Genomic DNA, 23,071 nt, shown 5'->3' with positions numbered 1-23,071 from the left:
CGCGGTCGAACCGAGACGATTAGTCCTCCCAGGCGTCGTGGCTCTGTATCTCCTCGCGGACCGTCTCGCAGTCGTCCGCAGAGGACATCCCGAGCGCGTCGACTACCTTCGAGCGCGTCTGTCTGTCGGCGACGCTGGTCCCGTCAGGCGTTTCGAGTCTGAACGTCGGCGACGACGAGAGCCCGCCGAGGCTCGATCCACCCGATTCGACGATCGTTGGGAGAACGCCGTGCGCCGCCAGCACGCGAACGAGCTCGTCTCGCCCGTCACCGATGGCGTCTTTGATATCGTCTTGGACTACCATACCAGAGAGTCGTACGCGCCGACAGTCGTTCAATTTTTTGACCGATTCGGGCGTTCAGTCGAACAGCCCGGCGACGTCGCGCTCTTTGCTCCGCTGCCGTTCGACGTGCCGCTGGAGTCGATCGTAGACGAGCGCGCGTCGCTCGCGGTCGGCCGCGAAGTCGAACAGCATCCCGACGAAACCCCGCGAGCGCGAGGGCGCGAGCGCCGTATCGGGCGAATCGCCGTCGGGGCTGTCGCTCTCGTCCGCCTCTGATCGCGCGTACCGAATCGCGTCGTCGACGACCGATTCCTCGAACGCCTCGTACTCGCGCGCCAGGAGTGCTGCCGCGGCAGCGACGTGCTCGAAGGAGAGATCCGTCGGCTCCAGCGCGTCGCCGTCGTAACGGAGCGCGGGCGGCCGACGACGTTCGGCGAGTTCTGGGTCGGCGGCGAGTCGCCGGAGATACGCACGCACGTCCGCGACGTTCACGTCCCGGGACGCTGCGTCGACGTCGGCGAGGTACTGCGCCGCGCTCTCGGCCAGTCCGCGCGCCCCGCTCCAGTTGCGCCGGCGGGAGTGATGTACCGCCGCCGCGTACTGGATCAGCCCGTGGAGCAGTCGCTCCTCGGGCGTCCCGTCGTCGAGGTCGAGCCACGGGTCCTCCCAGGCGTCGTGTGCGGCGCGATGGTCGCCGGCGTTGAACACCGCGATACCGATCCGGAGCGCATCTTGCACAGTCGGAAGTTGTCGTCGCGCGAGTAAATACTCGGCGTTCGGCAGGATTCCGCCCTCCTCGATGCCAGCGAGAGTGTGCCAGCAGGAGTGTGACAGTGGGTGACGAACTTATCCGCTTGCAGGACTATCGTACAGGTGAACAGCATATGACTACACAGCCCACATCCCCGCCCCGGAGGCGAAGCCAATGACCCGCGCGCACGTCACCTGTCTCGACTGCGGTACCGAGTTCGTCCGCCCGAACGGCTACGGAGGGAACTACTGCCTCTCGTGTCACGAGTCGTGGGCGGCCGACGCCGACGAGCGCGAGTCCGAGGAGACGGGCCCCCGCCGGCTCCGGCGTCGGACGACGCCCTCCGTGCGGCGACTCGACGACGATGACGCCGACGCGCCGTCGCGCTACGACGACGAGTGAGCGGCGCTGGCGAGCTTTTTTCTCAGAGGCGGCGTCTCGTGTGCTCGTCGTGTGGCGCCGGTGAAATGTAGCGTCCTGACGGAGATTTGAACTCACTCGCATCGCTTCGCGATGCTCGCTGCTCAGATCTCTTTTCGGAGTTTTGCGAGACGCAGACGACTCGCTCCGCTCGTCGCGTTGCGTCTCGCAGAAACGTCCTGACGGAGATTTGAACTCCGGTCCCTGGCTCCGCAAGCCAAGAGGATAGTCCACTACCCTATCAGGACTCATCTCTTCGTACTCCGCATTCACTTATGAGGGTTACGATGCGACGATGCTACGGCACCGACACACACGGAGGCGATCGGCCAGCAAATCGAACGCGAAGCCTGATCGAGGAGTGACACAAGAGACCGTTTGAGCCTCCGACACCGCTTTTGGGTGGTACGTGCTATCACAAAGTATGCTGCGCCGAACGGTCCTCTCGGGCCTCGCAGTCGCCCTCCCGACCGCCGTCGCCGGCTGTACCAGCTCAGAGCAGGCGACGCCGGGGACGGACACCGCGAACGGAGCCACCGAGACAGACACGCCACCCAGTTCCACCGTGACGACGAATCACATCACAGCGACGTTGGTACCGCGAGCGAAGTGCCCCGAGCCGGGCGCGGCGACCGTCTCGTTCGGCGACGACGGCGAAATCTCGGTCGTCGGCTGCGTCGTCGGCAAGAACGCCTGTACCGTCCCGCGGTTACAGGACATCAGCTACGATGCCGACACGAGCGTCGTCACCGTCGTCGTCGCAGCCGTCGAAGAACGCGAGGAAGACGAGGCGTGCGCGGAAGTGCTCACGAATCTCGGCTACGAGATCGACGTCGAGACGAGCGGCACAGCGCCGACCGGTGTGGAGGTCGTCCACGACGACGTCGACGGGCGACGGACTGTGGCGGACGTGACGAAGTGACCGCGTTCCAGCAGAGAGGAGACGGCGCGCCGGCGACGTGACGAACAGATGGCGCACCGGCACCGACGGGCGCATCGAACGTTCAGGTCCAGCGAACGTTCATATAGGACGACGGAACCACACCTCGCGTGCCAGAGATCGACCGGGGGATACAGCGCGTAGCACGGGGGCAAATCGGGGAACCGCGAGACGGCGAGACGGCCCGCACACGGCGCAGAACCACCGACAAGACAACGCTTAAGCGGCGGCCTACCCTGGCTGTGGATATGCCTGTGGCCGTATCCGCTCGACCCGCGGGTTTCGCGCTCGAACCCGACGGCCGTCGCCGCGATGGGGGTGTCGCGTAGATGGGAGCAATCGAAGACGTGTACGACGACCTCGACACCGACGTCGACTTCGAGGAGTTCGAGGCCGCCGTCGAGGACAAGGTCGAACAGATGGGGGGCCTCGCCGACGAGGAGACCGCCGCGATGCTCATCGCCCACGAACTCCGCGACGAGGAGGTCGAGGGCGTCGCCGACGTCGCACCGGGGATGGACGACGTGAAGTTCCTCGCGAAGGTGATGAGCGTCGGCGACCTCCGGACGTTCGAGCGCGACGGCGACGACGACGACGGGAGCGTCGTCAACGTCGAAGTCGCCGACGAATCCGGCCGCATCCGGATCACGATGTGGGACGGTATGGCCGAAGACGCCGTCGAAAGGCTCGAAGTCGGGCAGGTGCTCCGCGTGGCGGGGCGCCCGAAAGAGGGCTACAACGGCGTCGAAGTCGACGTCGACAAGGTCGAACCCGCCCCGGACGCCGAAGTCGACGTGGAGGCGCTCGACACCTACCGCGTCGAGGACCTCGCGCTCGGGCTCTCGGACGTGAATCTGAAGGGTCGCGTACTCAGTACCGACAGCGTCCGGACGTTCGACCGCGACGACGGCTCGGAGGGCCGCGTCGCGAACCTGACGCTCGGCGGTCCGACCGGTCGCGTGCGCGTCACGCTCTGGGACGAGAAGGCCGATCTGGCGACCGAGTTCGACACCGGCGACTCCGTCGAAGTCGTCGACGGCTACGTCAGAGAGCGCGACGGCACGCTCGAACTCCACGTCGGGAACCGCGGCGCGGTCGAAGCCCTCGACGAGGCGATCGAGTACGTCCCCGACACGACGGACATCGACGCGCTCGAACTCGGCGAGACCACCGATATCGCGGGCGGCGTCATCGAGACCGATCCCAAGCGAACGTTCGACCGCGACGACGGCTCCGAGGGACAGGTCCGGAACGTCCGAATCAAAGACGAGACCGGCGACATCCGGGTCGCACTCTGGGGCGAGAAGGCCGACCTCGACATCGACCTCGCGGACTACGTCGTCTTCACGGACGTCGAGATTCAGGACGGCTGGCAGGACGACCTCGAAGCCTCCGCCGGGTGGCAATCGACGATCAGCGTGATGGACGACGCGCCGGAAGACGCCGCCGACACTACCGCCGAAGCAGCGCAGTCGACCGGACTGGGCGCGTTCGAGGCGAGCGGTAGCAACGATACGGACGACACCACAGCGAGCGACGGAGCGGCCAGCGTCGACGGGTCGGGGTCAGGCGCAGTCGCCGCGACAGTCACGGACCAGTCGGCGGAGGCGACGACCACGGACGGGGAGACGGGCGGCACCGAGACGTTCACCGGCACGGTCGTACAGGCCGGAAGCCCGGTCGTCCTCGACGACGGGACCGAGACGCGAAGCGTCGAAACCGACGAGTCGCTCCGCCTGGGCGAGGAAGTGACCGTTACCGGCCCCGTCAGCGACGGAAGGATCACCGCGGCCGACGTCGAGCGGACGGAGTAAGCCGCGACGGAGCAGAGACGACGTTCGCCAGTCGCGCCGCGCAGAACCGCCGAGCGACGGCGTCGGACAGACAGCGAGCGGCACAGGGGTCGCTACGGAAAGGATTATACGCCGGTCGAACCGCATATGTTGGTAATGAGTGTCGAGTTGCCGTTCGCCCCCGTGGACACTATCATTCGACGGAGAGCCGGCGACCTCCGGGTCAGTTCCGGGGCAGCCGAGGAACTCGCTCGTCGCGTCCAAGAACACGGGGCGGCGCTCGCCGTCGAGGCCGCCGAGAAAGCGGCCGAAGACGGCCGCAAGACGTTGATGGCCGAGGACTTCGACGTCCAGCAGGTCGTCAGTCGTCGCGAACTCGAACTGCCGATCGCGCCGATCGACCGTATCGCCCGCCTCGAAATCGACGACCGGTACCGCGTCTCGATGGATGCCCGGATCGCCCTCGCGGACATCCTCGAAGACTACGCCGACAACGTCGCGAGCGCGGCCGCGACGCTGGCTCAGCACGCGGACCGGCGAACGGTTCAGGCCGAAGACATCGAGACGTACTTCGCCCTCTTCGAGTAGCGATGCAGTTCGGCTACAGCGAGACTTGTCTCGCACACGACACCGGCGACCGGCACCCGGAGACCGCCGACAGACTCCGCGCGATCCGCCGCGCGCTCGCGAAGCGACACGGCGTGTCCTACGTCGAAGCCGACGCCGCCGACGAGTCGTCGGTGACGGCCGTCCACGGCGCCGACTACGTCGACGAGATCAGTTCGTTCTGCGACGACGGCGGCGGCAACTGGGATCCCGACACCGTCGCGTCCGAAGACACCTGGGACGCCGCTCTCGCGTCGGCGGGGCTCTCACAGTGGGCCGCCCGGGAGGCTGCCGACGGCGCGGACGGCCGCGACACGCCGTTCGCGATCGGCCGCCCGCCCGGGCACCACGCCGTCGCCGACGACGCGATGGGGTTCTGCTTCATCAACAACGCGGCGGTCGCCGCCCAGACGGTACTCGACGATCCGGACGCGGACGTCGACCGCGCAGTCATCTTCGATTGGGACGTCCACCACGGCAACGGCACCCAGGACATCTTCTACGATCAGGGCGACGTCCTCTATGCCTCCGCCCACGAGGAAGGACTCTATCCGGGGACCGGTGAGGTCGACGAGACGGGAACTGGCGACGGCGACGGGACGACGTTGAACATTCCGCTCGCTGCGGGCGCAGGCGACGAGGACTACCTTCTGGTCGTCGAGGAAGTGCTCAGACCCGCCATCGAGCGGTACGATCCGGATCTGTTCATCGTGAGCGCCGGCTTCGACGCCCATCGGCACGATCCGATCTCGCGAATGCGCGTCTCGACGGAAGGGTACGCTCTCCTAACCGATCGGATCCGCTCGCTCACCGACGACGTCGACGCAGGACTTGCGTTCGTGCTCGAAGGTGGCTACGGCCTCGACACCCTCTCAGAGGGCGTCGCGATCGTCCACGAGACCTTCGACGGCCGCTCGCCGATGGATCCCGACGACGACCCCGACGAACAGACCGAGCGGTTGGTCGAAGACGTCCGGAAGGCCCACGGCCTCGACGAGTAAAGAGACGGACCCGACGCCAGCGATCAGCCCACCGCTATGGCTGCGGGTCGAAATACGCCGCTAACTCCGAGCCGAATTCGTCACAGAGCGTCGCGACCGCGTCGCCGACGAGCACGTCGTAGTCGTCTTCCAGTGTGGTCTGGATCCGCGCGCCGAGGCCGACCGTAAACAGTTCCTCGGAGGCGAGCAGTTCGGCGGCGTCGGTGAACTCGCGGGCCCGTTCGACGACGTATCGGTCGCCGTCGACGAACGGCCCGTAGACGTCGGGAGCAGAGTCCGAGTCGGGCTCGTCGTGTCCCTCCTCGTCGTCCGCGTACGCATCGCCGTCGTCCGCATACGCCTCGTAGAAGCCCTCAGCGTGCTGGCGAACGTGCACGGGCGGACCGTCGTGGCGTTCGATCGACGGGAGCGTCCGGTGGGCGAGTTCGACGAACAGCACCGCGCGCTCGTCGGCGAACGTCGCGGCGCGGATCGGCTCGAACCCACGGCGATCGAGTTCGTCGCGGACTCCCGACAGTGACTTTCTGAGCTGGGGGTACAGCTGATCGTCGACGATATCCGGTGCGTCGAAGACGATCGCGACGGGCGTCGTCTCGCGGCGGTCGACGTGGGTACGGACTGCCTCGGGGGCGAGCGGAGCCGGTGTCGCGGACTCGAACAGTTCCGGGCGCGGGTCGTCGAGAAAGTCGCGAGCGTAGTGCTGGAGACGCGCGAGATTCGCGGCCGAGCAGACCGCGGCGACGTTCCGCGTCGAGTCTGTCGGGTCGACCATCACGAGCGGGTCGTCGTGGGACTGCGAGCCGTGATCCTCGGGGTCGAAAACGACCGGCGGGTGCCAGTCTGCGGCCGCCTCAAGCAGCGATGCGAAGTCGCCGTGTTCGAGAACGAGCAGTTCAGAGAGATACCCCGAGAAGCCCTCGGTCCGGAGATTGCTCCCGTAGACGCCGATACCCTTCAGGAACTGTTTGAACACGCGCATCTCGGTCGCGAGGTCGTCGTCGATGTGCGCCCGGAGATAGGCGTTGTGGTGGGGCGTACGGTCGACAGCCGACTGCAACGCAGACCCCTCGCCGACGTCGTAGCAGGGAACGAGATCAACGTCGAAACTCTCGAACTCGCCGGTGACGTAGGGGTGTTCGGCGTACTCCTCGTGTCCTCCGGGGAGAACTGCGTTGCCGATTTCGAGGCCGTAGCGCTCCAGCGTCTCGCGGTCGAGCGACGGCGGGAACCGGACGAACAGGTCGATGTCACGGTCGCCGGCGAGCCACGTCCCGCGAGCCGTCGATCCCACCTGAACGACGTCGCCCTCGACCGGGAGCTCGGCGAGTTCGGCTTCGACGCGCTCGGTGAGCGACGCCACTGCGGCCCGCATCGCCTCGCGCTCCGCGGCGTCGGGCGTGATCCGCTCGCGGACGCGTTCGATCACCTGGCGTCTCTCGTCGGCATCGACCATCGTTGTCACCGCTTCGGGTGGGCTCGGCGAAAGAGTGTCGATGCGCCCAGGACAGTCGCCGTGTGGCGTCTCGACTGTGCCGGTACCTCGCATCCGTGCGGTGAAAACGAAAGCCCTATCATACTACCTCGGTGTACGTTCGTGTGCAGGCACGAGCCGTCGTAGCTCAGTTGGTAGAGCACCTCGCTGTTAACGAGGTGGTCCCAGGTTCGAGCCCTGGCGACGGCGCTTCTTCCTCTCGACGCCGAGGTCTGAGCCGCTGGTATCGTCGCTGCGGTGCCGAGTCGCGCCACGACAACGATAACGTCTAAGAGGGAGACCGCGGAACGATAGACCGTCGGGCCCTTAGCTCAGTCTGGTTAGAGCGCTCGGCTCATAACCGAGTGGTCGATGGTTCGAATCCGTCAGGGCCCATACGAGTGTCCGAGCGGAAGCGAGGACCGAGCCTGCAACGCTGACGGAATCGAATCAGGGAGCAGCTTTGCTGCGACCGAAGTTCGAATCCGTCAGGGCCCATCTTTTATTACCACCGAGCCCGCTCAGCCGAGCGAGACATCGAGATACAGCATCACGACGATACCGATGATCGTCCCGAGCGTCGCGACGCGCTCGTGGCCGCTGACGTGTGTCTCCGGGACGATCTCGTCACTGATGACGAACAGCATCGCACCGGCAGCGAAGCCCATCGCGTAGGGGAGCAAGACCGAGACTGTCTGGACGGCGTAGGCACCGAGAACCGCCAGCGGGATCTCCACGAGACCCGATCGAATGCCGGTGAAGACGGCGTATGTACGCCGATTGAGTCCCGCGTTGACGGCGGCGACGGACACGGCCAGTCCCTCGGGGATGTTCTGGATGCCGATCGCGAGCATCAGGGGGATCGCACCCGCGACGTCGCCGCTGCCGAATCCGACACCGACAGCGAGCCCCTCGGGCATATTGTGCAGCGTGATAGCAAGGATGAACAGGACCACGGGCGCGAGTCGGTCGTCGGTAAGCGGTAGCGACTCGCCCGGGTCCGCCGCGTCTGCTCGGCGACGTCCCGTCAGGAGGAAGTGCGCGTGCGGAACGAGGCCGTCGGAACGGTCGAGAAACAGCGCGCCGAGAAGGAGACCGACGAGAACCGGAATCGGATTGCCGTTCGAGTACGTCTCTATCCCCGGAATGATGAGGCTCGTGAAACTGGCTGCGAGCATCACCCCGGCGGCGAATCCGAGCGCCCCATCGAGCGCCCGTTCGGACGGGTCCCGCCAGACGAACACGAGCGACGCGCCGAGGAGATTCATCCCCGCGATCACGAGGCCGCCGACGAGGCCGTGAACGATCGGGTTCGAGCCGAACAGCTCGACGAACGTATCAGCGAGCATGTCAGCTCCCCACGCCGGGTCGAATCAGTCCCGTAGCGCCGTGGTGTCGCTGCCGTCTAGGGAGACGAGCAGGAGTCGTGAGAGCCGTCCGACAGGAAGCCATAGCAGACGACTCGTCGGCGAGGGGCTTATATCATCGGCTTCCACGTGGGAGCGTCGCTCCCGGCGGTGGATCGTATGAGAGAGATCGAAAACCCACAAGACCTAATCGGTCGGGTCCGAAAGTGTACGTATGAGTAGCCAGCGGGAGAAGCGGCCGTGGCTCGCGGCGTTCCTCGGCACGCTCGCCACCGGGCTCGGACACTTCTACCTCAGACGGTGGAAGCGTGGGCTCGGATGGTTCGCCGCCGCGGTTGCCACCTCGGTGCTGTTCGTGCCACCCGAGGCCGCACGGACGCTTCTCGACGGCGGCGGCGATCCGGCGACGCTCGCGCCCGTCCTGATAGTCGGCGTCGCGAGCGTCGCCGACGCCTACGTCCTCGCCCGGAGCCGACAGCACCGATCGCGGGTTGCTGACGCTCGTCGGGCGGCGACGGGTGGCGAGTACGGCCGCGACGGCGTCGACGGGGCGGCGGCTGACACCGCGACGTCGACGGGCGAGACGGTGACGGCGGACGCCGAGGAGACGTGTCCTCACTGCGGGAAGGAGTTGGACCCGGATCTGGACTTCTGTCCGTGGTGTACGACGCGGTTGGCCGACGGACCGCGGCGCACCGAGTGAGGAGCGTACCGCGGCCGGTTCTTATAGGGAGTACGTAACTGTTCGGGGTATCGTCCGGCGAGACATCTATGGAGACGTACGATAATCTGCTCTGTTGAATAGATGCTGAGCCACGGTTACAGCGGCTCACACAGTGATTCTATGTTGATGATGGCGAACATCAGGACAATTTCACGAAACTGGCGATACCAGCCGAGCGCTCGCACGGCGTCGCCGAGCGAGCGCTTGGCTGTTGAGTACGACGTTTCGGCCATCCAGCGCTGAGAGTAGCCGTTTGCCCGGTTGAGCGCGTTGTTCAGGGCTGATTTCGGTGATGATCCACGATAGTGAACAAGATACTCAAGGTCATACGCGGCGATCTCGTACTCGGTGTGCCAGTCTTGGAAGCCGTTGTCGGCAGCGACGGACTGCAGGTCGTCCGCGTTTCGGCGGACGACCTGCGGTCCGGTCTTCGTATCGTGCTTCCACCGTGCTGTGATGTGAACGTCAAGAACCGCAAGCGATTCCACATCAGTTAATGTCGTCACTTTCAGCGTCTGTACGGTGCTTCCCGATCGCTGGCGGAAATACGAGGAAGCACGACGACGGTCAAAGAACGTGCTGTCGAGAGCGGCGTGACCAGACTGCGGGTGCTGCTGCGCAGAAACGCGCAGCAGCGCCCGCCACACCCACATTTTCAGCCGGTCAAAAGATTTGTAGATCGTGCTGTAATCCGGCAGGTCGTCCCGATCTAGGCCGAGGGCGTCACGAACCTCAGTCAAGTACTTCAACCGATTCGGCGTTTCACGGTAGCTGTGGCCTTCTTCGAGCCGAAAGCAGTGCAGAACAACGTGGACCCAGCGGGCGAACCCGCCGCTGGCGGGCTCGCCCGCGTGCTTCCCCAACGCTTGTTTAGCTAGGTCACGACACTGCTCAACGAAGTCGAGGAGGTCGACTTCCATAGGCAAGAATCGAATTCCTCGGCTTCATCCTTCTAAACCCGTGATATCGGCTGAATAGATCGCTCTTCAACAGAGCACGATAATCCCTATTACTCTTCGGTCGGAATGCCGCTGAACTCGTCGACTGGCATCACCGAGTAATCGACGCTGAGCGTGTCTTTCGTCGCACGGATCTTGCCGACGAACGTGGAGATGTCTTCGAGACCCCCTTCCAGGACGAACAGTTCCATACAGCGGTGCTCGCCGACGTGACTGTGGAAGTTCGAGGCGACGAGGTTCTCGTACTCGTGGCGGAGTTTCATCATCCGCTCTTCGACGTTCGTCGTCTCGTACTCGAAGACGACCGTCACCACGGCCATCAGTTCTCTATCTTCCAGTCGTTTGTCCTCGAACTCTCCGAGCAGATTCCGCGAGGCCTCGCGGACGACCTCGCTCCGGCCGGTGTAGCCGTGCTCTTCGGCGAAGGCGTCGATTCGCTCGACCAACGCTTCGGGCATCGAGACGCTGACGACGGTCATATATTAACTCAGAGGCCGTCGGATATTAATTCCTAGGAATCGGGGGCGCCGTACGTCGATCGGAGAGTCTCAGCCAACACCCCGTCGCGACGAAAGACCACGTAGACGACGAGGAACGGTTCGTCCGCGGGCCGAAGGGCGAACACCGCTCGGGCTTGCTCCGTCTCGGGCGGGATCGACTCGCCGCGATCGGCGCGGCGCACGAGCGGGTCCAGCGGCGTGACACCGGTGCGAAACTCCTCGAAAAGGTCGCGAGCGCCAGCCTGCTTGGCGAAGACGTAGAGCGCGCCGTTGGGTTCGCCGTCGGTGTTCTTGGTCACGCGGCCGTTCATCGCCGCGTTGTCGGCCTCGGCGACCATCCACGTCTGTTTGGCCGCCTCGAAGATCCCGGTGACGCCGTCGTAGAACTCGAAGACGGAGTCGGCGACGACGTCGATCGATTCGAACCGCGGGTCGCCGTCGGACCACGCGAGCGTCGCGTCGACGAGCGTGCCCGCGCGGAGCGACGCGACGGCATCAGCGAGTGCACCGTCGTAGCCGGTGGTGTCGACGTACATCGGGGCGAACGCTTCGTCGGGGTCGGAGTCTGCCCGCGCTGCCTCCTCCTCGGAGTCGACAGTTGCGGCGTCTGCATCGTCGGAATCGGCAGCCACTGCGGCGGCGTCGTCGAAGTCGTCGGCCTCGACGAGCAGGAGTTCGTCGGGGTCGCGAGGGCGGCCGAGGACGCGGTATCGATCGCTCGTCTTCAGATCCATCACGCACTCATCACCGCGAGATGCCGCCACCCTGTTCGGCGACGACGCGTTCGACTTCGGCGGGCGTGACGACTGCTAGGTCGCCGTCGACGGTGCGCTTCAGCGACGCCGTCGCCGCCCCGTGTGCGAGCGCGTCGGGAACGTCGCCACCGGCGACGCGCTCGGCGAGATAGCCGCCGACGAAGGCGTCGCCGGTGCCGATGGCGTCGAAAGTGTCCGCGTCGTAGACTGCCTGTTCGAACACCTCTCCCTCGTGGACGGCGAGCGAGCCGTTTTCGCCGCGAGTGAGGACGACCGTCTCGAAGTCAAAGTCGTGCAGGAGGCCGTTTGCCACCTCGACGGGATCGCCGTCCCGACCGAGGCAGGTGGCCGCGTCGCGCTCGGCCGCGACGAGCACGTCGATATGCGGAAACAACGATTCGTAGCCCGCTTTCGCCTCCTCGGGCGTCCACAGCTTCGAGCGGTAGTTCAGGTCGAAGGCGGTGGTCACGTCCGCCCGTCCGGCCGCCCGGAGCAGCGCGTCGGTCGTCTTCGCGAGCGTCGACGAGAGCGCGGGGGTAATCCCGCTCGTGTAGAAGAACTCCGCACCGTCGAGTGCGGTCGCCGGCAGTTCGTCCGGCGTCGCAGTCGTCACCGATGCGTCCGTCCGATCGTAGATCACGTCGGTGCCGCGGGGTTCGCCCCCGTGTTCGAGGTAGTACGTCCCGAGGCGCGCGTCCTCGGAGTCGTCCCACGCGATGTCCGTCTGGACGCCGTGGCTGCGCAGTTCGGAGACGATCCGTCGGCCGAGCGGCGAGTCGGGGAGTTTCGAGACCCACGCCGCGTCACAGCCCAGTCGCGAGGCCGCGACGGCAACGTTGCTCTCGGCACCGCCCGTTCGCGCGTCGAGTTCGCGGGTCCGTTCGAGGCGCTCGCCCCGCGGCGGCGAGAGTCTGAGCATCGTCTCGCCGAAAGTCACGATATCCGCCATACCCGCTCGTTCTCCGAGGGGATACATAAGTTCCGGAGATGAGCAGTCTCCGCGCTCGGGGTGCGGCGGGAACCGAATCCGCGCTCGGGAGGCAGGAGCCGACTCTACGCTCGGGTGGATGAGACAGAAAACGCAGACTCAGGCGTCCCGCCGGCCGCCGTGTCCCGGGTAGTCGCGCTCGAAGCGGTCGCCGATCTCGTCGCCGTCGATCGCGACGACGACCGGGCGGCCGTGCGGGCACGCGTAGGGGTTCTCGCAGTCGTCGAGCGCTTCCAGCAGATCCACGACCGAACCCTCGGTGAGCGAGGTGTTGCCGGTCACGGACGGGTAACACGCCAGGTCCGCAAGCAGGTCGTCGGCGACTGCCTCGACCGTCTCCGCGCCGCCGTCGCCGTCCTCGGCGACGAACGCCGTGAGCGTATCGCGCAGGAGTTCGGGATCGAGCGCCTCCGCGAACACCGCGGGGACAGCCTCGACTGCGACGGTGCGCTGGTCGACGCGTTCGGCGCGGAAGCCAATTGACGCCAGCGCCTCGCGGTACTCCTCGAACAGCGCCGCCTCGCGCGCGGTGAGTTCGAGTTCGACGGGGTCCGCGAGCGCCTGTGTGGCGACGTCGCCGTCGAGTTCAGACTGGAGGCGCTCGTAGTTCACCCGCTCGTCGGCCGCGTGCTGGTCGACGAGCACCATCCCCGAGTCGGTCTCGGCGACGACGTAGGTATCGTGGAGTTGGCCGAGGATCCGCATCGACGGCAACGAGTCGAAGTCGGGTTCGAGCGTCGCCGCCTCACCGTGGAGGTCGCGCTGGGTCGTCGGCCCGACGATGCCCGTCGGGCGCGGCTGTGAGGCGTCCGAGCGCTCGTCGCGGGCCGTGCCGCGGGCGTCGTCGACGTCGAAATCACCGCTCGATCGGGAGTCCGTGTCTGCGCTCCGCGCCGTCTCCGTCGGATCAGCAGCCGTTCCCGGTGGCGTAGCGGTCCGCGACGACTCCCCGATCGAATCAGCCTCCGACTCGCCGAACGTCGATTGATCCGACGTCGAGGTCCGGGAGTCGCGGGCGGGCGGACGGTCGTCGCGGCCGCGCTCTCGTTCGCTGCCAGCGTCGGTGACAGTCCAGGCGTCCTCGTCCGTCGGATCGACCGTCTGAGCGCGGTCGTCGCCGTCGCCGCTGTCACGGTCGCGCTCGAAGCCGTCGCTGTCGGTGTCGACGCTGTCGGTGCCGTCTCCGGTGTCCCCCGAGCGGCCGTCGCCGCGATCCGCGAAGCGGTCGGCGTCGAGACGCTCGTCCGAGGTGGTGTCCAGATCACCCGTTTCGGAGCTGCTGTCGCGCGCTCGCCCGGTCTCGGAAGACTGCAACGCGTCGCCGTCTTCGGTGGCGGTGACGCTATCAGCCACCGTGCCTCCGGCGTCGTCTCCACTGCTCGGCTGCGGGCTGTGTCCCGCGCCGCCGCGCACCTCCGAGTCGGGCGATTCGGGCTCGATCGCGGTCTCCGCGGGTGCTGAACGGCCTCTAGGCGCCGTCGACCTGATCAGCCCCTCGTCGAGCAACGCGGTCCGCACGGCGTCGGTGACGGCCTCGCGGACGCCCGCCTCGTCGCCGAAGCGGACCTCCATCTTCCGCGGGTGGACGTTCACGTCGACCGCGTCGGCGGGGACGTCGACGAACAGGACCGCGAAGGGGTAGCGGTCGGTGGCCAACTGGCCGCCGTAGGCGTCGAGGACCGACTCCCGGAGGACGCGGGCGGTGACGTACCGGTCGTTGACGAACGTCGAGAGGTACTCCCGAGTGCTGCGGGTCGTCTCCGGATGGCTGACCAGTCCCGTGACGCGCTCGATCGGCCCCGCATCGGGGTCGTGTTCGACGCGGATCATCGACTCGGCGACCTCGCGGCCGTACACTGAGAGGACCGCCGACTGGAGGCTCCCGCGGCCCTCGGTCGCGAACACCTCGCGGTCGTCGTGTTCTAAGGAGATGGCGACGTCCGGGTTCGCGAGCGCGTAGTGCGTGACGACGGTGTTGACGTGATCGAACTCCGTCGCGGTCGTCTTCAGGAACTTCCGGCGGGCGGGCGTGTTGTAGAACAGGTCGTCGACCTCGACGACAGTCCCCTCGGGGCAGCCCGCAGCGCTCACGTCCGTTACTTCGCCGCCCTCGACGCGGAGTTCCGTGCCGACGCCGTCGCCACCGCGGGGCTTCGTCCGGATCCTCACCCGCGAGACCGCGCCGATCGTGTGGAGCGCCTCGCCGCGGAACCCGAGCGTTCCGACGCCGGCTTCGAGGTCGTCGATGTCGTCGATCTTGCTCGTGGTGTGTTCTTCGACCGCGCGCTGGACCGCCTCGCGGTCCATCCCGACGCCGTCGTCGCGGACGCGAACGCCCTCGGTGCCGCCCGCGTCGACCGCGACGGAGATGCGATCTGCGCCGGCGTCGAGGCTGTTTTCGAGGAGCTCCTTCACGACCGACGCGGGCCGTTCGACGACCTCGCCGGCCGCGATCTGTCGCACGGTCTGCTCGTCGAGCGCGCGGATCGTCGGCGTCGGATCGGCGTCTGCGGCATCGCCCGCGGCGTCGTCTCCGCTCACGGGTCGTAGACCTCCGTCGCCGTCAAAACTGCCTCGGACTGTACCGCGCTCAGTCGGTCGGCGGCCGCTTCCGGCGACAGCCACGCGTGCGTCGAGTGTTCGTGGCTGAGCTGGACTGGATCGTCGGCGACGACGTCGAGTCCGGCGGGGACCGCACACCAGTAGTAGACCGCGAAGCGTCCCTGGTCGGTGTCGTTTCGCCACGACGCCGTGTGGATGGGCCGGCCGACGTGAACGTCGAGCGCCGTCTCCTCGACGATCTCGCGGTGGATCCCGTCGGGCGCGTCCTCGTACGGTTCGAGCCGGCCACCGGGGAGTTCCCACCCGCCGTCGGTGCTCCGGCGGACGACGAGCACGTCGCCCGAGGCGGCGAAGAGGACGCCTCGCTGACTGATCGTCGCCTCCAAGTGGTCGTCGGCGTCGGTCACGTCGGCACTCCCTGCCGTGAGGTGGTCGCCTCACACCGCGTCGAACGGCCGATTCGGCCCGACAGCAGACAGCGCGGTCGCTCGTCCCAACACATTTGCTATCCGGGTACTGGTCGTATGCGCCCTAATCGTTACCGGTCGTGGCGATAGCGACGGCCGGCCCGTCGGGCGCGCTCTACTCGTCCAGCCGCTGCTTCCACTCCTGAACGGTCGTCATCAGTTCGATCGGGGATATGTCGTTCAGATCCAGTTCCGTCAGTTCGGCGGCGATGTCGTCCAGTTCCGGGTCGACTGCGGCCGGCCGCGACGAGTCGGCGTCGGGGTCTGCGGCAGAGGTGGTCGACGCATCGGCCGCCGCGTTCTCCTCGCCCGTCCGACCGCCGTCGGTCGCCTCCGCGCTCGCCGTCTCGTCGACGAACTGGCCGGCCGAGAGGTCGAAGACGGCCTGCGTCGGTTCACTATCGCCGCCACCGCTTCCGCGGGCCTCGATCGCCTCCTCGGCGCGGAGGCGCGCGAGCACCGCGTCCGCGCGGGAGACGACCGGGTCGGGGACGCCGGCCAACTCCGCGACGTGGACGCCGTAGGAGCGATCTGTCGGACCGTCCTCGATCGTCCGGAGGAACGTCACGTCGTCACCCGCATCGTCGACGGCGACGTGGACGTTCGCGACGCGATCGAGGTGGTCCGCCAGCGACGTGAGCTCGTGGTAGTGCGTCGCAAAGAGCGTCTTCGCGCGGACCTCGTTGTGGAGATACTCCGTCGCGGCCCACGCGATCGAGATGCCGTCGTAGGTCGCGGTGCCGCGCCCGACTTCGTCGAGTATGACCAGCGAATCTTCCGACGCCGAGTGCAGGATGTTCGAGAGTTCCTGCATCTCGACCATGAACGTCGAGCGGCCCTGCGCGAGTTCGTCGAGCGCGCCGACACGGGTGTAGATGCCGTCGACGACGCCGATCGTCGCCGAGCGCGCCGGGACGAAGCTCCCGACCTGTGCGAGCAGCGTGACGAGCGCGACCTGCCGCATATACGTCGACTTCCCGCTCATATTCGGCCCGGTGACGATCAGGAACTCCCGATCTCCGTCCATTCGGACGCCGTTGGGGACGAACTCGGTCGTCTGCTCGACGACGGGGTGGCGACCGGCGTCTATCTGCAGCGGTCCCGGCTCGGTCAGTTCCGGACGGGTCCAGTCGTTACCGGCGGCGTGCGTCGCGAGCGACGCCAACGCGTCGACCTCGGCGAGAGCGCGACCGACGTCCTGCAGGAGTTCGGCGTGGTCGGCGACCCGCTCGCGAAGGTCACAGAAGAGGTCGTACTCCAGATCGCCGCGGGCCTCCTCTAATCTGAGAATCTCCCGCTCGCGCTCCTCCAGTTCGTCGGTGACGAACCGCTTGGAGTTCTTCAGCGTCTTGATCTCCCGGTAGTGCTCGGGCACCTGATCGGCGACCGACTTGCCGACCTGGATGTAGTGCCCGTCGGTCTTGTTCCGATCAACGGTGACGTGGCTGAGGCCGTGCTGGCGCTTCTCGCGTTCGGCGAGCGTGTCGATCCACTCCTGTGCGTCCTCGTGGCGGTCCAGCAAGTCGTCGAGTTCGTCGTCGTAGCCGCGGCGGAACAGGCCGCCCTGCGTCACCGTCTTCGGTGGGTCGTCGGCGAGCGCCGCCGCCAGTTCCTCGCGGAGACGGCCGGCCGCATCACGGTCGGGCCGGTCGGCGACTGCGGTGAGCGGCGACGATTCGAGGCGTGATCCCTCGATAGCGTCGGCGACGTCCGGCAGGATTCCGAGCGTGTCGCGGACGGCCAGCAAGTCGCCAGCGTCGGCACTGCCGGACGCCGCCCGGGCAGCCAGCCGTTCGAGGTCGTATCCGCCGTCGAGCGCCTCGCGGACGCGTTCGCGGGCGAGTGCGGCCGCGGAGAGCGCCTCAACCGCGTCGAGTCGGCGCGTCAGTTCCGCGCGGTCGCGTCGCGGACGGGTCACCCACTCGCGGAGGAGTCGCCCGCCCGGACTCGTCACCGTGTGGTCGATCGTGTCGACGAGGGTGCCGTCGCGGTCGCCCTGCATCGTCTCCGTGAGTTCGAGGTTCCGCTGCGTCGTCGAATCGAGTTCGAGGTGCTCGTTCGTCTCGAACGAGCGCAGGCGCGTCATCGACGGCAGGACGCCCGCGCCGGTCTCCTCGACGTAGCGGAGGGCCGCGCCCGCCGCGCGGATCGCCGAGTCGCGCTGGAGGCCGACGCTGTCGAGCGTCTCGCGGCCGAAGTGCTCGCGGAGGCGGTGTTTCGCGCGTCCCGGTGCGAAGGCGTCGGCCTCGAAGAGCGAGACGGTCGCGTCGGTCTCCTCGCGAAGCCGGCGGGTGAGCGCGTCGTCGCCGCGGACGTCAGGGCCCGGAAGGATCTCGACCGGCCCAAACCGATAGAGTTCCGAGAGCGCGTCGTCGGCGTCGTCGGCGACCGTCACGAGGAACTGTCCGGTCGTCGCGTCGGCGAAAGCGAGGCCGATGCTGTCGTCGTCGGAACCCGAGACGCCGCCGGTGGATCGGCGCTCGTCACTCGTTCCGCTCGTCTCGCCCACGACTGCGGCGATATAGCGCGCGTCGGCGTCGTCGGTCTCTAAGAGCGTGCCGGGCGTGACGATCCGCGTGACGCTTCGGTAGTGGTCGCCGCTTTCGTCTTCGAACTGGTCGGCGACGGCGACCCGGTAGCCGCGCTCGACGAGTGCCTTTAAATATGGTGTGAGGTCGTCGACGGGGACGCCGGCCATCGGATACGACGACCCGTGCGAGGACTTCTCGGAGATCTTCAGATCGAGTTCGTCACCGACCAGTTCGGCGTCGTCGGCGAAGAACTCGTAGAAGTCGCCACACTGCATCGTCAGGACGTCCGCGTCGGTGTCGGATTTCAGAGAGAGAAACTCCTCGACGATTCCCTGCGAGGCCATACGCGCACCTGGGCTGCGCGCGGATAAAACGCTGCGGTGTGGGCGGACGGCGCGCGCAGATGAGCACGGCGCGACCCTGGGTTTATATCGGATGAAGAGGCCAGCGTCTCCGTGACGTAGCATCCGTCCCGCGTCGGGCAGCGGTCGTTCGGCACGTCGACGCGGGCAGTGACGCGTGTGCCGACTGTTCGCCAGCGGGTCGACGCAGAGCGCTGCCGCCGTCCCGAACGAAAGGAGGGGCTCACGAACGCCCTCGCAGCGACGGGTTCAGTCGCCGCCGACCGCACAGGCCGCCGTGTACTCCACCTCGTCGATCGAGTCGATCGGGTCGTCGCCGCAGACCGGACAGTCGGGGTTCTTGCGGTACGGAACCTTCTCGAAGGAGAGTTCCATCGCGTCGTAAAAAAGCAGTTGTCCTGTCAGCAGATCGCCGGCGTCGAGGATGAGTTTCACTGCTTCCGTGGCCTGGATACAGCCGACGGTTCCGGGCAGGACGCCGAGGACGCCAGTGGTCGCACAGTCCGGGACCGTTCCGGGCTCGGGCGCTTCGGGGAACAGACAGCGGTAACACGGTCCGCCGGGAACGAGCGTCGTCAGCTGTCCTTCGAACTTGTAGATCGCGCCGTGGGCGATCGGGATCTCCCGGAGCCGACAGAAGTCGTTCAGGAGGTACCGCGTCGGGAAGTTGTCCGAGGCGTCGACGACGAGGTCGTAGCCGGGGACCACCTCCTCGACGTTCGATTTCTCCAGTCTGGTCTCGTAGGTCTCGACGTCGACGTCCGGATTGAGGCCCTCGACGAACGCCGCCGCGCTGTCGACTTTCGGTCGGCCGACGTCGGCATCGTGGTGGATGACCTGGCGCTGGAGATTGCTCCGCTCGACGACGTCGTCGTCGACGATGCCGAGCGTGCCGACCCCCGCGGCGGCGAGGTACTGAATCACCGGCGCGCCCAGGCCGCCCGCGCCGACGACGAGCACCCGGGCGTCGAGCAGGCGCTTTTGTCCCTCGGGACCGACCTCGTCCATAATGATGTGTCTGGAGTAGCGATCCAGTTGCGTAGCGTCGAGTGAGAGTGACATAGTCGTACTCGGGAGTGGGGAGGGATAACTTCTCGTGGAAAATTAGTCCAACCCCAAACGGGAGCGGTTACTCCGCGCAGCAGGCTTCCGCTTCGTCGCCGTCGCCCTCGGCGGGGTGGGTCTCCGGTGCGTCGTCGGTGAGCTGATAGAGATTCTGTCGCGCGTCGGCGAAGTAGACGTCCTCGTCGACGACGTCGATTCCCTCGAGTCGTTCGAGTGCGTAGCGGACCGTCCGGGCCGAGAGCATCGATTCCTGGACGATTCCTTTCTGGGTTAGCGGGCCGTTGTACTCGAGTACTTTGAAGACCAACTTCGCGCTCGGAGGGAGGTCGTCGAGACTCTCCTCTTCTGCCTCTGCCATTGTTACAATTCGAGCAGTCGAACGGTCATAAACCTTCGCGAGTCGGGACGGAGAGAACGGCCAGATTACGGTGCTACAGCAGGTTACGCCCGTGTAATCACTTGGACTGTCACGGCGACGGCAGCGACGATTGATACTGTCGGACGGAACGATGTGAAAATCATCGGCACCCCGTGGGTGCCAACATAATTCACGAACGTCTGTCCGACAGTATGTACCCTACTCGGCTTCGAGTTCGATCGCGGGCCGGAACGGGACCGCCTGCTTGCGCGCTTCGACGTCTTCGCCTTCCTTCTGGACGACGATCTCGGCGTCGAACTCCCGGCCGAGGAAGTCGGCCGCGCGCTCGTAGGCGTCCTGTTCGTCGAGACCGGCGAGCGCGTCGAGTTCGTCGTCGTCGCGACCGCGGGCGAACTCGATCAGTTCACCGACGAGGTCGTTGACGGCGTTGCCGCGCTCGCGGAGATCGGGGTCCTGCATCACTTCGCCCATCACTGCGCCCTGGTCCGCACCGAGGTCGGCGACCGTGCCGAACACGTCGTGCTTCCAGTCGGCCGCGACGGTGACCCGAATGCGGTCGGGGTCCGCCTCGGGGACGTCCTCGTCGGCGTTCTGCAGGGACTGGCGGATGCCCTGGATGTCGTCGACGAGCCGTTCGATCTGCGTTTCCGCGGCCTCGATGCCGCGGTCGAGCAGGTCGTCGTCGACTTCGGGCCACGGCGCGTCCTCCGCAGGCGTGCCCGTCAACTGTTCGTGGAGTTCGTTCGTCAGGAACGGCACGAACGGCGCGAGCAGGCGCAGTCGCGTCTCCAGGACCTCCCGAAGCGTCCAGCGCGCCGCGGGGCGCGAGCGGTCCGTCCGGCGGCGGTACCAGCGCAGGTCCTCCTCGAAGTCGTAGAAGGCGGCCTGACTCGCAGTCCGGGTCTCGGATCCTTCCATCGCCTCGGTGACCGTAGCGACGGTCCGCTGGAGGCGCGACAGCAGCCAGCGGTCCGCCGTCGCCAGATCGGGGCGTTCCTCCGGGCCGGGGTCGTCGACGACGTCTTGGGCGCGGTTCCAGAAGCGCTCCAGTTGCGTCTGCACGGACTCGACCTGTTCGGCGCGCCAGTCGTAGTCCTGCCACGGCTCCGCGGAGTTGAGCAGGAAGAAGCGCACCGTGTCCGCGCCGTACTCGTCGATCGCCGCACCGGGGAGGACGACGTGCCCCTTCGAGGACGACATCTTCTCGCCTTCGAGCAGACCCATCCCCATAATGACGATGCCCGCGGGCCACTGGGCCTCGTCGAACAGTTCGGCGTGGTGGAACAGATAGAACGTCAGGTGATTCGAGATGAGGTCGTTCGCCGAGAAGCGGTAGGTGACGGGGTACCAGTAGAGCCACTCCGCACGCAGTTCCAGCGCGCGCTCGTCGGGGTCCTCAACCGCGTCGGCACCGTAGAACAGCGCGTCGAAGAACTCCCGATCGAGGTCCTCGACGGGGATCTCGTCCAGCCGGTGGGCGATCGTGTAGTACGCCATATAGATCGTCGAGTCCGACAGCGGTTCGATGACGAACTCGTCGTCCCACGGCAGGCGCGTGCCCAGCCCGTAGTTCCGGATGCAGGGCCACTCGTTCAGCCAGTCGATCGTGTGATCGTACTCGCCGCGGGTGTTCTCCGGGATCGCCTCCATCCGCGAAACCACGTCGTGGGCTTTCTGCTTCCACGCCTCGTCGTTGTAGCGCAGGAACCACGTGTCCTGTTCGGCGACGACGACGTCGCCGCCGCAGCGGCAGACGACCTCCTCGGAGAACTCCTGCATCGTGCCGAACGCGCCCTCGTCGCGGTAGGCGTCCCTGAATCGGCCGCGAACGTCTTCGACGATCTCGCCGGCGAACTCCCCGTACTCGTCGTTCAGGCGGCCGCTGTGGAACTCGCTGTTGTACAGCTCCTTCGTGGCCTCTTCGAGTGCAGGGTCAGCGCTGGACTCGATGCCGGCCTCCTCGACGGCGGTCTTCGCTGGGATGTCGCCGTAGCCCTCGATCGAGAGAATCGGAATCGGTTCGATCTCCTCGACGTCGGCGGGATCGATGCCGTACTCGCGCATCCGCTCGTCGTCGGCTTTCGCCTCCTGGAGTGCGACGTAGTCGTCCGGCGAGTGCGCCGGCACCGACATCACGACCCCGGTGGCGTTCTCGGCGTCGACGAAGTCCGCAGGCAGGACGAGGACCTCCTCACCCGTGATGGGGTTCGTGACGCGCTCGCCGACCAGGTGCTCGCCGGCGACGGTGCGTTTCGGCGTGACGTCGTGACCCTGCAGTTGGAGTTTCTCGACGGCGGGCGCGGAGACGAACCACTCCTCGCCGTCGACGTCGGCGATCACGTAGTCGGCGTCGGGGTCGATGTAGGCGTTCGTGACGCCGCGGACGGTCTCGGGGCGGAGCGTCGCCATCGGAACGACGGTGTCGCCGTGGCCGAACCGGACGAGCGTGTACTCCTGGAACTCGGCCTCCTCGCCTTCCAGTAAGTCGTGCGTCGTGACCGGCTGTTTCTCGTTTGTGCAGTACTTGACGGGGTGTAGCCCCTTCTCCAGGAGGCCGCGGTCCCGCAGCGTCTCGTACTGCCAGGTGATAAACTGCGAGTAGCGGTCGTCGTTGGTGGTGAACTCCCGCCGCCAGTCGATCGAGAGCCCGAGGTTCTTCATCCCCTTCTTGTAGTGCTGCTCGATGAAGTGGCGGGCGTAGCCCATCGGCGTCTCCAGGTCCGCGAGCGTGTCTTCGGAGACGTTGTAGGTGTCGCGGAGAACCGACAGTTGCTCTTCTTCCCCCTTCTTCAGCCGTTCGACCGCGCCGATGATCGGCGTGCCGGTGACGTGCCAGGCGATCGGGAACAGGACGTTGTCGCCCTGCTGGCGTCGGTAGCGGGCGTAGACGTCGGGGACGGTGTACGTCCGGGCGTGGCCGATGTGCATCCCGCCGCTGGGGTACGGATACGGGACGGTAATGAACGTCGCGTCCTCGTCGGCGGCGGTGTCGGGGTCGTCGGCACCGACGGGGTCGGCCTCGTAGCGACCCTCCTCGGCCCACCGCTCGCGCCACCGCGCTTCGAGTTCCTGCGGGTCGTAGTCCATATCTCCTCTCTGGCGACCCCACGGTAAAATATCTCCTAACTCGATGCCGCGGGGCGTGAG

General features: G+C 66.7%; 20 protein-coding genes and 3 tRNA genes. 8 read left to right on the top strand and 15 right to left on the bottom strand.

The features are described from left to right. Nucleotides 1-19: 19 nt before the first annotated feature. Nucleotides 20-304, bottom strand: a complete 285-nt coding sequence (locus tag NO362_RS05095; RefSeq protein ID WP_256546360.1) for a hypothetical protein — start codon at nt 302-304, stop codon at nt 20-22. Between the two features lie 54 nt (nt 305-358). Next, the gene (locus tag NO362_RS05090; RefSeq protein WP_256546359.1) at nt 359-1,021 is read right to left on the bottom strand and encodes a DUF309 domain-containing protein; all 663 of its coding nucleotides are present in this window, start codon (nt 1,019-1,021) and stop codon (nt 359-361) included. Nucleotides 1,022-1,208: 187 nt separating this feature from the next. Between NO362_RS05090 and NO362_RS05085 the strand changes: the two genes are divergently transcribed. Further along, nucleotides 1,209-1,436 (top strand): DUF7564 family protein, encoded by a 228-nt coding sequence (locus NO362_RS05085; protein ID WP_121569004.1) that lies wholly within the window; start codon nt 1,209-1,211, stop codon nt 1,434-1,436. 193 nt (nt 1,437-1,629) lie between these two features. On the opposite strand, the gene NO362_RS05080 is transcribed toward NO362_RS05085, so the two are convergent. Further along, nucleotides 1,630-1,702, bottom strand: a tRNA-Arg gene (locus NO362_RS05080). 176 nt (nt 1,703-1,878) lie between these two features. On the opposite strand from NO362_RS05080, the gene NO362_RS05075 reads away from it, so the two are divergent. The 4 genes from NO362_RS05075 (at nt 1,879) to NO362_RS05060 (ending at nt 5,794) form a co-directional block, all read left to right on the top strand. Continuing rightward, a complete protein-coding gene (locus NO362_RS05075; RefSeq protein WP_256546358.1) occupies nt 1,879-2,376 on the top strand; it encodes a hypothetical protein in 498 nt (165 codons plus the stop codon). A 347-nt stretch (nt 2,377-2,723) separates the two neighbouring features. Beyond that, nucleotides 2,724-4,208 (top strand): single-stranded DNA binding protein, encoded by a 1,485-nt coding sequence (locus tag NO362_RS05070; protein ID WP_256546357.1) that lies wholly within the window; start codon nt 2,724-2,726, stop codon nt 4,206-4,208. 135 nt (nt 4,209-4,343) lie between these two features. After that, complete coding sequence (locus NO362_RS05065) at nt 4,344-4,775, top strand: histone family protein (RefSeq protein ID WP_121569007.1); 432 nt, start codon at nt 4,344-4,346, stop codon at nt 4,773-4,775. 2 nt (nt 4,776-4,777) lie between these two features. Beyond that, nucleotides 4,778-5,794 (top strand): histone deacetylase family protein, encoded by a 1,017-nt coding sequence (locus tag NO362_RS05060; RefSeq protein WP_256546356.1) that lies wholly within the window; start codon nt 4,778-4,780, stop codon nt 5,792-5,794. Nucleotides 5,795-5,828: 34 nt separating this feature from the next. Here the strand turns inward: NO362_RS05060 and cca are convergent, their stop codons facing one another. Further along, entirely contained in the window at nt 5,829-7,247 is a 1,419-nt protein-coding gene (gene cca, locus NO362_RS05055) for a CCA tRNA nucleotidyltransferase (RefSeq protein WP_256546355.1), read from the bottom strand. A 155-nt stretch (nt 7,248-7,402) separates the two neighbouring features. Between cca and NO362_RS05050 the strand changes: the two genes are divergently transcribed. Together NO362_RS05050 and NO362_RS05045 are read left to right on the top strand one after the other, a co-directional pair. After that, nucleotides 7,403-7,475 (top strand) — tRNA-Asn (locus NO362_RS05050). Nucleotides 7,476-7,586: 111 nt separating this feature from the next. After that, nucleotides 7,587-7,661 (top strand) — tRNA-Ile (locus NO362_RS05045). Nucleotides 7,662-7,786: 125 nt separating this feature from the next. Here the strand turns inward: NO362_RS05045 and NO362_RS05040 are convergent. Beyond that, nucleotides 7,787-8,614 carry a ZIP family metal transporter gene (locus NO362_RS05040; RefSeq protein ID WP_256546354.1) on the bottom strand — a complete coding sequence of 276 codons (828 nt, stop codon included), beginning with the start codon at nt 8,612-8,614 and terminating at the stop codon, nt 7,787-7,789. Nucleotides 8,615-8,846: 232 nt separating this feature from the next. On the opposite strand from NO362_RS05040, the gene NO362_RS05035 reads away from it, so the two are divergent. Next, on the top strand, nt 8,847-9,335 hold the full coding sequence (locus NO362_RS05035) for a zinc ribbon domain-containing protein (RefSeq protein ID WP_256546353.1): 489 nt from the start codon (nt 8,847-8,849) through the stop codon (nt 9,333-9,335). Between the two features lie 116 nt (nt 9,336-9,451). On the opposite strand, the gene NO362_RS05030 is transcribed toward NO362_RS05035, so the two are convergent. The 10 genes from NO362_RS05030 to leuS form a co-directional block, all read right to left on the bottom strand. After that, nucleotides 9,452-10,276, bottom strand: coding sequence for an IS5 family transposase (locus NO362_RS05030; protein ID WP_256546352.1), 825 nt, complete (start codon nt 10,274-10,276; stop codon nt 9,452-9,454). 89 nt (nt 10,277-10,365) lie between these two features. Next, entirely contained in the window at nt 10,366-10,794 is a 429-nt protein-coding gene (locus NO362_RS05025) for a CopG family ribbon-helix-helix protein (RefSeq protein WP_121569013.1), read from the bottom strand. Between the two features lie 32 nt (nt 10,795-10,826). Next, complete coding sequence (locus NO362_RS05020) at nt 10,827-11,549, bottom strand: DUF6663 family protein (RefSeq protein ID WP_256546351.1); 723 nt, start codon at nt 11,547-11,549, stop codon at nt 10,827-10,829. A gap of 10 nt (nt 11,550-11,559) precedes the next feature. Next, complete coding sequence (gene kdgK1 / locus NO362_RS05015; protein WP_256546350.1) at nt 11,560-12,519, bottom strand: bifunctional 2-dehydro-3-deoxygluconokinase/2-dehydro-3-deoxygalactonokinase; 960 nt, start codon at nt 12,517-12,519, stop codon at nt 11,560-11,562. A gap of 138 nt (nt 12,520-12,657) precedes the next feature. Then, nucleotides 12,658-15,099: a DNA mismatch repair endonuclease MutL gene (gene mutL, locus NO362_RS05010; RefSeq protein WP_439331166.1), complete on the bottom strand. Its 2,442-nt coding sequence runs from the start codon at nt 15,097-15,099 to the stop codon at nt 12,658-12,660. After that, nucleotides 15,096-15,527, bottom strand: coding sequence for an NUDIX hydrolase (locus NO362_RS05005; RefSeq protein WP_256546349.1), 432 nt, complete (start codon nt 15,525-15,527; stop codon nt 15,096-15,098). Before NO362_RS05005 ends, mutL begins: the two co-directional genes overlap by 4 nt. A gap of 175 nt (nt 15,528-15,702) precedes the next feature. Beyond that, nucleotides 15,703-18,462: a DNA mismatch repair protein MutS gene (gene mutS, locus NO362_RS05000; protein ID WP_256546348.1), complete on the bottom strand. Its 2,760-nt coding sequence runs from the start codon at nt 18,460-18,462 to the stop codon at nt 15,703-15,705. A 267-nt stretch (nt 18,463-18,729) separates the two neighbouring features. Beyond that, nucleotides 18,730-19,542 (bottom strand): SAMP-activating enzyme E1, encoded by an 813-nt coding sequence (gene ubaA / locus NO362_RS04995; RefSeq protein ID WP_256546347.1) that lies wholly within the window; start codon nt 19,540-19,542, stop codon nt 18,730-18,732. Between the two features lie 67 nt (nt 19,543-19,609). Beyond that, nucleotides 19,610-19,903: a MarR family transcriptional regulator gene (locus tag NO362_RS04990; protein ID WP_121569020.1), complete on the bottom strand. Its 294-nt coding sequence runs from the start codon at nt 19,901-19,903 to the stop codon at nt 19,610-19,612. Between the two features lie 219 nt (nt 19,904-20,122). Then, nucleotides 20,123-23,011: a leucine--tRNA ligase gene (gene leuS, locus NO362_RS04985; RefSeq protein ID WP_256546346.1), complete on the bottom strand. Its 2,889-nt coding sequence runs from the start codon at nt 23,009-23,011 to the stop codon at nt 20,123-20,125. Nucleotides 23,012-23,071: the final 60 nt, after the last annotated feature.

Source organism: Halobellus inordinatus, from assembly GCF_024498335.1.
Taxonomy (GTDB): domain Archaea; phylum Halobacteriota; class Halobacteria; order Halobacteriales; family Haloferacaceae; genus Haloquadratum; species Haloquadratum inordinatus.
The sequence above is the reverse complement of the archived record's forward strand: the minus strand, read 5'-3'. Positions and strand labels throughout refer to the sequence as shown.

Excerpts from the sequence above, each read along its gene's own strand:
- NO362_RS05095 (WP_256546360.1), bottom strand. The coding sequence starts at position 304 with ATGGTAGTCCAAGACGATATCAAAGACGCCATCGGTGACGGGCGAGAC.
- NO362_RS05085 (WP_121569004.1), top strand. The coding sequence starts at position 1,209 with ATGACCCGCGCGCACGTCACCTGTCTCGACTGCGGTACCGAGTTCGTC.
- NO362_RS05075 (WP_256546358.1), top strand. The coding sequence starts at position 1,879 with ATGCTGCGCCGAACGGTCCTCTCGGGCCTCGCAGTCGCCCTCCCGACC.
- NO362_RS05070 (WP_256546357.1), top strand. The coding sequence starts at position 2,724 with ATGGGAGCAATCGAAGACGTGTACGACGACCTCGACACCGACGTCGAC.
- NO362_RS05065 (WP_121569007.1), top strand. The coding sequence starts at position 4,344 with ATGAGTGTCGAGTTGCCGTTCGCCCCCGTGGACACTATCATTCGACGG.
- NO362_RS05060 (WP_256546356.1), top strand. The coding sequence starts at position 4,778 with ATGCAGTTCGGCTACAGCGAGACTTGTCTCGCACACGACACCGGCGAC.
- cca (WP_256546355.1), bottom strand. The coding sequence starts at position 7,247 with ATGGTCGATGCCGACGAGAGACGCCAGGTGATCGAACGCGTCCGCGAG.
- NO362_RS05040 (WP_256546354.1), bottom strand. The coding sequence starts at position 8,614 with ATGCTCGCTGATACGTTCGTCGAGCTGTTCGGCTCGAACCCGATCGTT.
- NO362_RS05035 (WP_256546353.1), top strand. The coding sequence starts at position 8,847 with ATGAGTAGCCAGCGGGAGAAGCGGCCGTGGCTCGCGGCGTTCCTCGGC.
- NO362_RS05030 (WP_256546352.1), bottom strand. The coding sequence starts at position 10,276 with ATGGAAGTCGACCTCCTCGACTTCGTTGAGCAGTGTCGTGACCTAGCT.
- NO362_RS05025 (WP_121569013.1), bottom strand. The coding sequence starts at position 10,794 with ATGACCGTCGTCAGCGTCTCGATGCCCGAAGCGTTGGTCGAGCGAATC.
- NO362_RS05020 (WP_256546351.1), bottom strand. The coding sequence starts at position 11,549 with ATGGATCTGAAGACGAGCGATCGATACCGCGTCCTCGGCCGCCCTCGC.
- kdgK1 (WP_256546350.1), bottom strand. The coding sequence starts at position 12,519 with ATGGCGGATATCGTGACTTTCGGCGAGACGATGCTCAGACTCTCGCCG.
- mutS (WP_256546348.1), bottom strand. The coding sequence starts at position 18,462 with ATGGCCTCGCAGGGAATCGTCGAGGAGTTTCTCTCTCTGAAATCCGAC.
- ubaA (WP_256546347.1), bottom strand. The coding sequence starts at position 19,542 with ATGTCACTCTCACTCGACGCTACGCAACTGGATCGCTACTCCAGACAC.
- NO362_RS04990 (WP_121569020.1), bottom strand. The coding sequence starts at position 19,903 with ATGGCAGAGGCAGAAGAGGAGAGTCTCGACGACCTCCCTCCGAGCGCG.
- leuS (WP_256546346.1), bottom strand. The coding sequence starts at position 23,011 with ATGGACTACGACCCGCAGGAACTCGAAGCGCGGTGGCGCGAGCGGTGG.